The sequence below is a fragment of the Roseofilum sp. Guam genome, from assembly GCF_017746735.1.
Classification (GTDB): domain Bacteria; phylum Cyanobacteriota; class Cyanobacteriia; order Cyanobacteriales; family Desertifilaceae; genus Roseofilum; species Roseofilum reptotaenium.
The window spans coordinates 43,643-55,000 of the sequence record NZ_JAGHZN010000033.1 but is presented as its reverse complement, the minus strand read 5'-3'; the positions used below and the strand labels follow the sequence as shown (position 1 = coordinate 55,000).

Genomic DNA, 11,358 nt, shown 5'->3' with positions numbered 1-11,358 from the left:
AAACTTCAAATCCTTTTGACCCCAAACGCTACAACCTATGTAGGGTAAGACTTGACAAGATTTGAGGTTTTTGGGATTTTGGCCAAAACTGGTGATTGGTAGTGAGGATAGGGAGTTGGTTATGAGTTCAACTGTATTGATGCCTGTTGAGATTGCTTTGGATGCTTGGTTAAAAGATTGGTTGATGGAAGATATTGGTCGGGGAGATCGCACCACCCAAGGCTTAAGTCTTCAGTCCCATCATGTTATGGAGGGTCGCTGGACAGCAAAAGCAACGGGTACAGTGGCAGGCTTACCGATCGCCAATCGAGTTTTCCAACTCCTAGATACCAATACTCGTCTGATACCTCTACTCTCAGAGGGAGAATCCTGTAGTCCAGGACAAGTGATCGCCGAACTCAACGGATCATTAGCAGCTTTGCTAATGGGGGAACGAGTCGCCCTAAACTTGGCAATGCGGCTGAGTGGTATTGCCACAGCCACCCGTGAGTATGTAGAGCAGATTGCTGACTTACCCACTCAATTTGTAGATACTCGTAAAACAACACCCGGCTTAAGAATCTTAGAAAAATATGCCTCCCAAGTTGGGGGAGCAGTGAATCATCGCATGGGACTTGATGATGCAGTGATGATTAAAGACAACCATATTGCTGTAGCGGGGGGAATTGGAGAAGCGATCGCCCAAATTCGTCAACAGATGCCTTACCCTCTTACCATAGAGGTTGAAACCGAAACCCTTGAACAAGTCCAAGAAGCCCTTCAACACCAAGCCGATATCATCATGCTTGATAATATGAGCCTTGAATTGATGACAGAAGCTGTCCAAATCATCCGCCACTCTGGCGATCTCGTCAAAATTGAAGCCTCTGGCAATGTCACTCTAGATACTATTCGAGCGATCGCCAAAACCGGAGTAGACTATATTTCCAGCAGTGCTCCTATTACGCGATCGCCCTGGCTAGACTTAAGTATGAAATTAGGGTAAGGTCATCACTTGCCATCCACCATTACGACTATGAACTCAACTTTAGATAGCCTCAGAACCCAATTTTCCACCGCCCTCGTTGCTGCATTTGGGGATGATTTTGCCCATACCGATCCTCTCGTCTTTATTGCCAGCGATCCTCAATTTGGAGATTACCAGTGTAATTTAGGTCTCTCCCTAGCCAAAAAACTTAAACAAAAACCCCAAGATATTGCCCAAACCCTAATCAATCATCTGGACTTGGGAGAAGCCTATGAAACTCCCGAAATTGCCAAACAAGGATTTATAAATCTTAGGCTGAAACCCAGTTACTTAGAGCAGCAAGTGGCTCAACTGCAATCCGATCCTCGCCTAGGAATGGCTTCTATTGCTGAACCACAAACCGTGATTGTGGATTTCTCCAGTCCGAATATTGCTAAAGAAATGCATGTCGGACATTTACGCTCTACAATTATTGGGGATTCTATTGCTCGGATTTTAGAATTTCGGGGTCACAAAGTTGTGCGCCTCAATCATGTAGGTGATTGGGGAACTCAATTTGGGATGTTAATCACGTATCTTCAAGAAGCTTATCCAGAAGCACTAATTACTGCTAATGCTTTAGAGTTAGGCGATTTAGTAGCCTTTTATAAACAAGCCAAAAAACGTTTTGACGAAGACGAAGTGTTTAAAGAGACCTCACGCCAAGCAGTTGTGAAACTACAAAGTAAGGATGAACAGAGCTATAAAGCTTGGAAATTATTGTGTGAGCAATCTCGGCAAGAATTTCAGGTTATTTATGATTGGCTGGATATTCAGCTTACGGAACGGGGAGAATCCTTTTACAATGACTTGCTCCCTGATGTGGTTAAAGATTTAGAAGAGTTGGGATTACTGGAAGAAAATGAGGGCGCAAGTTGTGTTTTTCTAGACGGATTTACCAATCAAGACGGCGATCCGCTCCCATTGATTGTGAAAAAATCAGATGGGGGCTATAACTACGCCACCACAGATTTAGCTGCACTGCGGTATCGGATTAAACAGGATGATGCCGATCGCATCATCTACGTTACGGATGCAGGGCAAGCGAATCATTTTGCCCAAATTTTCCAAGTCGCGCAACGTGCGGGTTGGCTTCCAGATAGCGTAGAAGTGATTCATGTTCCCTTTGGATTAGTACAAGGAGAAGATGGGAAAAAACTGAAAACTCGTGAAGGAGAAACCGTTAGATTACGAGATCTATTAGAAGAAGCCATTCGTATACCTCGTCAAGCTTTAGATCAAAGATTGATGCTAGAAGATCGCACAGAAACGGAAGAATTCAAGCAAAGTGTCTCTCAAGTAGTAGGATTGAGTGCAGTAAAATATGCCGATCTGAGTCAAAATCGCACCAGCAATTACCGATTTAGCTATGACAAAATGCTATCTCTGAAAGGCAATACAGCGCCCTATCTGCTTTACGCTTATGTGCGAGTACAAGGAATTAGTCGTCAAGGCGGTATTGATTTAGAAAACTTGCCCCCAGAAGTGACAGTAAAACTCACAGAAACGGCAGAACTTGCCTTAGCCAGATTCTTGCTGAAAATGAATGATATTGTTGGACAAGTTGAGGAAGATTTACTTCCTAATCGCTTGTGCAGTTACTTGTTTGAAGCTAGTCAAAAGTTCAATCAGTTTTACGATCAATGTCCAGTTTTAAAAGCTGAAGAACCTCACAAGACTTCCCGCTTGGTTTTAGCCAACTTAACTGCCAAGACGCTCAAGTTAGGATTATCCTTGTTAGGGATATCCGTATTGGAGCGGATGTAGAGCGATGAAACGGAAGAAGCGTTGTTTCAATTAAATATTCAACATTAGTCTGATGTCAAATAGACTTCTTGCAGAAGTCAGGCAAAAGGCAAGAGGCAATAGAAAACTCGGTTCGTTGTTGCGCTTTAGCGCTAAAGCGCAACAACGAATGAAAGGGTATGGATTGATTCCTCCCCTTCTTCCCCCTCTCCCCCATCTTTTTCTAATGCATCAAATTAGCTGAAACAGTCCACTAGGCCCTTTTAGGGAGGGTAATTGTTAATTATTAATTATTAATTGTTAATTGTTCAAGCAGCGCCTTTCTTCAAAGCAGCCACTAACTGTTGTAACTGCTTTTGATTAAATGAAGCTCTCAAAACTTGAGCGACTGCTTGAGGTTCTAGACGAATCGCTACTCGTTTAGCGATCGCAGATTCAGCTAATTTCGCCAACTCACTAGAAGGTTTGACCTCTTGAGTGCGTCCCGCATTAATTAACTCGGCTGCTATTTTTAGCTCCTTAATCACCAAAGGCGCTAAAGCTTCATAGGAGGCTTTAGGATTACTAATTGCGGTTTGAGCTGTTTCTACCAAACTCATCCATTCCGCAGACTGTTCATCTAAATTGAAAAGTCCAGCACAAATTTCCTCTAACTGTTGGCGGTTGGTGGGGGTGGTTGGCTGCTTAAAGACTTGCAACATTTCTCGCAAAACGCGGGTCACTTGGTGCGGGAAATCGGAACTGTTGGATACTGGTGCAGGAGCAGGAGTAGGGGATTTCTTGGCAGGGGGAGGAGCCACCTCTTCGGCAATACCCGGGCCTCCACTGTTGAGACTTTCTAGATGAGCTTGGAGTTGAACAAATCGAGGTTCAGCTTCATCTAGAATCGTTTTGGCTTCATCATCCCGAAGTCCAAAAGGCCCTTGAACTCGTTCGAGTAAGTCTCGTAGGACATCAAAGCCACTGAGAAACAAATTTTCCAGCTTGTGATCGACTGGAATTTGAGGATTTTCTTTCAGAATCTTAAAACTATCTTCAAGGCGATGGGAGGTTTTCTGAATACTGGTAAATCCTAACATCGCAGCTCCCCCCTTAACCGAGTGAGCGGCTCGGAATAACTCATTGAGACTTTCTTGGTCTTTCATCGCGGCCTGAAGGCCTAACAGTCCTTGTTCAATGGTATCGAGATGCTCTTTAGCTTCTTCGAGAAAATAACCAATAATTTGCGAATTATCCGTCATCGCGATCGCCCCCAAAACAGTCGAATCAGTCTGAAGTCGTCCAATATGGTATTTCCATGTTACCAAGTCAGTGTACAATCGAGCCAAAACTATTCAGGATGCAATCGTTTGCCCCCCTAAGAACCCATGACTGATACTGCCCTCGATCAATTTTGGCATCTCGTTAGTAGTGCATTAACCCTCAGCCCTGAAGCCTTTGAACTGATCAACACCTTACCGTTAGGGGGCAGTGTTGCCCTGATTGTGGTTTTAGCAGCGGGGATGGCTCAGGCGATCGGTCAATCGATTGTTCTGTATATTAATCAAGTTAAACCCATTCGCTTTGGGTTTAGTTTAACCTGTGCCGCCATTTTATTTGCGATCGCCTATGGATTCTGGGCCCTGAGTGTCTGGTTTGTCGGGAACGTCTTATTTAACCTCAACACCCAATTTGGGGATGTTGCCCGCATTATTGGACTCAGCTACGCTCCTCAAATGCTGGGCTTCCTCGTGGCCATCCCTTATCTGGGTGTACCAATAGGGGTTATTCTCTCCATTTGGAGTTTCTTAGCTGTCATTGTTAGCTTTGAAGTATTAACCCAACTCGACACCTGGGTAGCCTTTAGCTGTGCTGTTTTAGGATGGGTATTCCTACAACTGTGCCAGCGTACTATTGGTCGGCCTATTACTGCCTTGGGACATTGGTTGATAAATACTGTAGCTGGAACCCAACTGGTTTTCAGCAAAGCAGAACTTGAAGAACGGGTGAGAGCCGGATATCAAGGAGATCGAGGTCGGCAAAAACCAGCTTGGGTCAAAGAAAAAGCGCAAGCCAACACTGGGCGCTCGTCCCTTCCTGGCTCTGTCAAAATTGTAATTGCCGTCTTGATCGGTATGATCCTTGCTTTCCTCTTTTCCCCGTCATCCTATCAAAGCTTGGGAAATTGGTATGCGTCCTTAACCAAAACCCTCGATCTGATTGTAGATCTGAGCTTGATTAGCTCACTCGCGCTCCTGTTTGCCATTGTCCTTACTCCAGTAGAAAGCCTGGGATGGTGGGCTGGATGGTATGGAGATGAAGACCTGAGCTATCCGGGTGAACCGGTTCGTCAAGCCTCCAGTTCTACCCAAATTTCCCGCTACGTCATCTACTTAGATGGGATTTCCCAAGGAAGCCACGAATACTTACCCGATGTAGAACTGCTGCTTAATCGTCTAGCGGATGCCGTTCCTGATAATATTCTGATCGTCAAAGGAATTATTCCCTATTCAGTAACCAATCGTCCCTTAACTGAAGACCGACCCTTAGCTTTCTTGTGGCGCATTATTGATTCGATCAAACTGAAAGCACCGGATCATCCGATTGGCTTTATTATCAATATCCGTAATATGATTGCGGTTGCTGTGGCAGCCGATCCTCGTTATGGCCCGATTCAAAACCAAGGCCTAGCTCAAGTTCTATTCGAGAGTCTCATTAACTTTGGCTACCAAGTGGAGAGCCAAACCCCAATTACATTAATTGGCTATAGCGGTGGCGGACAGATGTCTATGGCTTCTGTATCCTATCTCTATCGAGCGACAGGAGCACCCATCGAAGTAATTTCCCTAGCTGGCGTGATCAGTGGGAATACAGGAGCGATGGATGTTGAACACCTCTATCATCTAGTGGGTGAAAATGATAACGTTGAACGCTTAGGGCCACTTTGCTTTCCTGGACGCTGGCCCATTAAGGTGAACTCCAACTGGAATCAGGCTAAACGTCGCGGCAAAATTAGCTTAATTAATCTGGGGCCTGTAGGTCATGATGGGCCAACTGGGCCGTTAGATGATTATACGTTCCTACCAGATGGGCGTAGTTACATGGATCAAACGGTGGATTTAATGACCGGTATCCTCTTGGAAGATTGGACAATGGGCGTTAATCCCCACGAACTAGCGATCAGTAACTATCAGCGCTATCGCAGTGTTTTGTTTAATCAACCAGAAAGTTATCCGTTCTATTACCCAATTGAGCAAACGATTAATCCAAGATTGTATAAACCGGTAGGGACTTGGATGGGACGGTTACTACTGCCAAAATCGAATCAACGTCAGCGTCTGCGTGGGGTTTTGTTTGAAGTTCACCATACGGATGAGCGATATCAATATTTAGTGGGTCAGGTGATCAATTTGCGCTGGAGTGACGATCCGGCCGATACTGCCTTGATACAAGAAGTTACTAAAGATGTGCATTTTGTCGATCAGGTGCAGGTGAGTAAACAAGAGGGAAATGTGCATCCTGATCGCCTAAATCATTGGTTAGCCGTTACTCCTTTGGAATCTTTGGCTGGTGCCAGACCGGTAAATGATGTGCTGGTGAAGTTAGCAGGGCCTGTGATTGTCCTAGAAGAGGTGGGATTACGACCGACCTTGGTGATTCGTCGGGAACCAGTACAAATCTCCGGTCGCTTCCAAGGATTAGTCACCATTTTGGGCCCTTTAGGAGATGATCGCTTCCAGGTGCGCCATTATAATCCTCAGTCCAGACACTTTGATGGGGTAGAGGAACCGGTATATATTCCTTCTGTGGTGGCCGATCGCAATGGGGTATTTCCTTCTACTAATTATCAGCTTGAACAGTCTCCGGTGAATCCCCAGGGATGGCGAATTACAGGAATGAAAAACGAGCAGGGAGAATTTGTGGTTCTCTCCCTTGCTCCAGCGAGTTTGTTTGGGGTGACTCCGGATCAGATGATTGAAGGGAAACGGGATACCCAACGCTATATTGACCGAGACTGTTGGGCTAATTTAGCAGCGAAAAAAGGTACGATTTCCAAAGTGCTATTAGTGAATGACCCCAATCAAGCTAGTTTAAACAATCGCGGTATTTACGCGGGCGATCGCCTCTTACTCATTCATATGTATGGTGGCATTGGCGGCCAAAAGGCGGAATTTGCACCAATGGGGATTTTCTTCGGTCATTTTTCCTATGGAATTGCCCATGTAGTCGAAGATCCATTTACAGGTTCGCTGAAATTTGAGATTGAATATCGGCAAATCTATACCCATAATACTGATGGCATCATTGCCGGTTCTTTGTCTTGGGAACGCTATAGTGGCGATCGCCAATGGGGATGGATGGGATGTCGTCCCATTGGCGATACGTTGATTAAGTTTAGTCCGTTGACGGATGACTATAATTTTGATGGTCTACGCTTTTCGGTTCTTGACAATATCATCCTTGAATTAGACATTATGGCGGCTCGTTACCGTATCGGGGATGGTACAGGTACCACGTTTGTCACGCCGATTAATTCCTGCGTTCAAGATTCTTCCCAAGCCTTATATCGGGCGATTGAACGGACAGTGGAGCAATTTCAAGCTAATCCAGAAATTCAACGGTGGTTAGAAGCAAATCCCAATCACGAGCAAACCCAACGGTTTGAGCAGCTCGTTGAATTGGGGCCACACTTAAGGCAACAATTGGCACCTTTAAGGATTGTACGGGAAGATTGGCAATCGGATGATGCAACGCTGGGACAATTTGCGATCGAGCAACCGGCAAAAATGATTTATAGCACGTTAGCCAGTTGGCGTTCTTTATTACCGAAACTCGCCCATGATGTGGTAACGAAAACATTTTTGGATCAAGGAGCAGTCTGTTGGATGCTACGCACAAATCAAGTAGGAGGCTTTGATCCGGATATTGAACCAGTTGCCCCCACAGATTTTGGCTTGGGATAATCATCCCTTTTCTACCGGAGGATCTCTTGTGACCTCAGCGACTCTGTGCGAACTTTTTCCCTTGTTGTTGCTCTTCGGAGTCGCTGAGGTGTAGACCTTTGCAAACAGTTATTCTAGAGTTCGTAGATCATCCCATCCTCTTTGGAGGGCTACAGCTCTTGAGAGTAGTTCACTCATCTCTATGATTCTTTTTCCAGATTTTATATTATTAATTGAACTGACTTCCCAGAGCTTAATGTTGCCATCTGCTCCGCCACTGACTAAAAGATCGCCTTTGGGACTAAAGGCAAGGGATAGGACTTCACCCTGATGATCTCGGAGTAAGCCTATAACTTCTTGGGTTTCTAGGTTCCAGATTTGAATGGTGCGATCGCCGCCACCACTGGCTAAAATCTTACCATCGGGACTCACTGCTAAGGCTCTGACTTCTCCCGGATGCAGTAGAGTCAGTTGTACAGCTCCTGAAGCTAAGTCACGGATGAATATTTGGCTACTTTGGCCGACAATAAACCGTTGATTATCGGGCATAAAGACTAAGGCTCCCACAGCGGAGTGAGTAACTCTTGGCAACATCTTATCCTGAAGATTCACCAAATTCACTTGATAGAGATTGCCTGTATCTGTACCGGCAATTAAGGTTTTCTGATCGGGACTGAGGGCTAAACGGTTTACCCATCCGGTTTCCCAGGCAAAGGTTAAGCGGCGAAAGCCATTATATAAGTCCCATAATTTGACCGTGCGATCGCGGCTGCCTGTGGCTAAAATATTATATTGACTACTAATTGCCAAGGTCACTACTCCTTGCAATCCTTCCTCAGGTTTAATTTGCCATTGTTGGTTATTCGTAAGATCCCACAGCTTCAAGCCATTATCGCTACGACTGGCACTAGCTAAGAGTTTGCCATCTGGACTGAGGGCGATTTCACTGACGGCATAGGAACCGCGCTGATCCTGATGAGCTTCCAGGGTTTGGGTTGGATTTCCACTCGGTAATTCCCACAGTCTAACCGTACCTTCCATACCATTACTTGCTAAAACTTGACCATTGGGACTAATGGCGATCGCGGTAATGGGTTCTTTCTGTGAATCAATGGTATGTAGACGATGAATATGCAGATTTCCTTGCTTGAGTTCCAGTTTCTGGGGGGCGCGAAACCCCATTTCGCCGATCCGGGTTTGATTCCCATACCAAACCCCGGCTACCGCTAAACTTAAGACAAAAACTCCTGCCAATAGAGGATGCAAAGAAGGTCGCCGTTGATCCCGCCAAGAGGCTTGCATCACCGGAATTGTACCTCCTCCTGTATTCTGAGGATAACCGGACGTGGAGGGAGGGAGTGGCGTAAAATTAGACCATCCTGGAGCTGTTGAAGGCGCATTAGAGACCCGATTATATCCCCAATGATGGGAAGGTGCTGGTTGAATGGGAATCTTCTTGCGGTTTACCGGTTTGAGGTGCAGTCCTCGCTGTACTGCGCCTTGAGAGGGAAAAGGATCGCGACCCTTTAATCGTTGAGTGCGATCGCACCAAGGACAGCGATCCAAATGACTGCCATAGCGATGCTGGTCGTTTTTACTACAGGTGATTAAATCCCGTTCTGCATCCTGGAGCGCCAACTGCCATACCTTGGCATCCGGTCGCACATGGGGATTATCAAACCCCTCCTCAAAGCAGCGCCGAAACAACACTTGCAGTTTGGGATGTAACAGAGTAAATGGGGGAGATACGGGCATGGGGGTTAAGGGAACCGATCGCCTGCCATGGGGAAAATAACCCTGAGCAATACGTTGGGCGATCGCCGGGGGATCTCCTGGTAATTTATACACCCCGGCAAAGGGATGGGTTCCCTCCATCAATAACTGAAAAATTAACACTGCTAATCCAAAACAATCTTGTTCTGGAGTCCGGTCTAAATTGCCAAACGCTTGACCTTGCAACTCTGGAGGCGTAAATTCTGGCTTACCGACTGGACAGCGATAAACTTCTTTCGTTTCTGGATGTTTTACCTGAATGGAGTCCATATCCACCAGCGTAATTAGGGTCGTTTCCGTGACCAAAATATTCGATTCATTGATATCTCCAATCACATAACCCCGCTCGTGCAAACTCTTCAGAGCGCCCGCCAAATTTCTCGCGGTTCGATGTAAACGGGAATATTCAAACCAAGGCCATTGGGTGCGTCGAGTTTTGGGATTATATAAATCAATAATGGGTCGCATTTCACTAATGCGCGGCATCAGAAATCCCACCACCTGTTGCTTCTGATTGAATAGCAAGTCTTCTGGCCAAGCGAAAGAAAGATGATTTTGGTTCGCCGTGGGATTATTGGGCGGATTTTCTAACATGGCCGTTAACTTGAGACCATATTCCGGTTTGAGTTTATGATAAACCTTGGCCACCAGGGTCTGATCTTCGCTGATTCCGTAGACTTTAGCTTCACCACCAACCCCTAATTCTGTGGCCGCTTGTAAATCTATCCATTGTTGATTTGATTGGCGTTGAAGCTTCATAATCCGTTTATCTTAAGAAAAGGAAAAATAATTAATCATTAATGGTTAATTATTAATTGACTTCAGGCTACCTAAAACCATAGTCAGGTCGTCATCTGTCCGTTCCGTAATACGCGGATGAGAGAGAAAACCCTGAAGTTCACTCTCGGCTGCTTGAGAATCCTCCATTTGATCGACAAACCGAAACAGAGGAGTAAAGAACGGAGCATGGGGCGTACCTTCTGGTAATTTTAAGGCTAATCGTTGTAGACCATCCGAGAAGAGGGCAAAATGGGCAATTTCTCCTTCCCAAACCTTAATTTGGGCGCTTTCTAAGGCGTTGGGAGAAATTAAAAATGTGGTTTCATTCGCATATTCTCCGTTTTCCGGCTGGGTCAGTGCAGTAATATGGCCTTGACGATCGCCAATCACCACAGCTCCATCTCCTATCTGTGCTACAGCCACCTCCTGGGAACTGGCAACCAAAATTAACAAAGTAGTTGCTAACTGACGCACCTCTACATCACGGGTTAAGCTTTCAGCGGCGATCGCATTTTGGGCATGTTCCAAAACCTCTCCCAGCAGAGCTTCCCAACAGACTTCTGACTGTTCTGCCGCTAATCGATCCCATTGGCGCTTAATCTGCTCTACCGCAGTCCTCGTCGCCACTTGCGCTCCCACATCCGACAACGATGCCGAACCTGCCCCATCTGCCACGGCTGCCACCACCAGTCCTGGCCCTAGAATATCCCAAGCATGGGCATCTTGGCAGGGTTGTCCTCGCTTTTGATGACTGGTTCCTAAAACCGAACTGGCGATCGCTTGCCACCCATTCAAAGGGGATAAGATATGGTCAGGATCGTGGGGAATGGGGGTTTGCAGATCTCCAGAAAGGGTACTCATGGTCATCGCTTGGTTCAGTTTTGGATAGTTACCCCTAATTCTGTCATTCTCAAGGCAGGGAAGCAATAACTAAATAATGAGTAATGAGTTATCTGCTCACCCTATCCGCTCTCCCTAAAACTGGAGTATAAAAGAGATATAAAACGTCGTTCAAGAGCCTTTCTACCATGGTAAGTTCTGATTCTCACCAATCTCCTTCTGCCGCTCCTAAAGACAGCATTTCAAAGAGACGGCGCAAGCCCTGGAAGTCAGGAGTGTGGCTCTTGCTGA

General features: G+C 45.9%; 6 protein-coding genes. 3 read left to right on the top strand and 3 right to left on the bottom strand.

The window, feature by feature from the left end:
* Positions 1 to 121: 121 nt before the first annotated feature.
* Both nadC and argS read left to right on the top strand, forming a co-directional pair.
* Positions 122 to 985 carry a carboxylating nicotinate-nucleotide diphosphorylase gene (gene nadC / locus J7529_RS14580; RefSeq protein WP_318729572.1) on the top strand — a complete coding sequence of 288 codons (864 nt, stop codon included), beginning with the start codon at positions 122 to 124 and terminating at the stop codon, positions 983 to 985.
* Between the two features lie 30 nt (positions 986 to 1,015).
* Complete coding sequence (gene argS, locus J7529_RS14575; RefSeq protein WP_318729571.1) at positions 1,016 to 2,773, top strand: arginine--tRNA ligase; 1,758 nt, start codon at positions 1,016 to 1,018, stop codon at positions 2,771 to 2,773.
* Between the two features lie 287 nt (positions 2,774 to 3,060).
* Here the strand turns inward: argS and J7529_RS14570 are convergent, their stop codons facing one another.
* Positions 3,061 to 4,080: an Hpt domain-containing protein gene (locus J7529_RS14570; protein WP_318729569.1), complete on the bottom strand. Its 1,020-nt coding sequence runs from the start codon at positions 4,078 to 4,080 to the stop codon at positions 3,061 to 3,063.
* 39 nt (positions 4,081 to 4,119) lie between these two features.
* Here J7529_RS14570 and J7529_RS14565 point away from each other — a divergent pair, with 39 nt between their 5' ends.
* Complete coding sequence (locus tag J7529_RS14565; protein WP_318729567.1) at positions 4,120 to 7,695, top strand: hypothetical protein; 3,576 nt, start codon at positions 4,120 to 4,122, stop codon at positions 7,693 to 7,695.
* 108 nt (positions 7,696 to 7,803) lie between these two features.
* On the opposite strand, the gene J7529_RS14560 is transcribed toward J7529_RS14565, so the two are convergent.
* A complete protein-coding gene (locus tag J7529_RS14560; RefSeq protein ID WP_318729566.1) occupies positions 7,804 to 10,206 on the bottom strand; it encodes a protein kinase domain-containing protein in 2,403 nt (800 codons plus the stop codon).
* Positions 10,207 to 10,251: 45 nt separating this feature from the next.
* The gene (locus tag J7529_RS14555; protein ID WP_318729565.1) at positions 10,252 to 11,094 is read right to left on the bottom strand and encodes a PP2C family serine/threonine-protein phosphatase; all 843 of its coding nucleotides are present in this window, start codon (positions 11,092 to 11,094) and stop codon (positions 10,252 to 10,254) included.
* Positions 11,095 to 11,358: the final 264 nt, after the last annotated feature.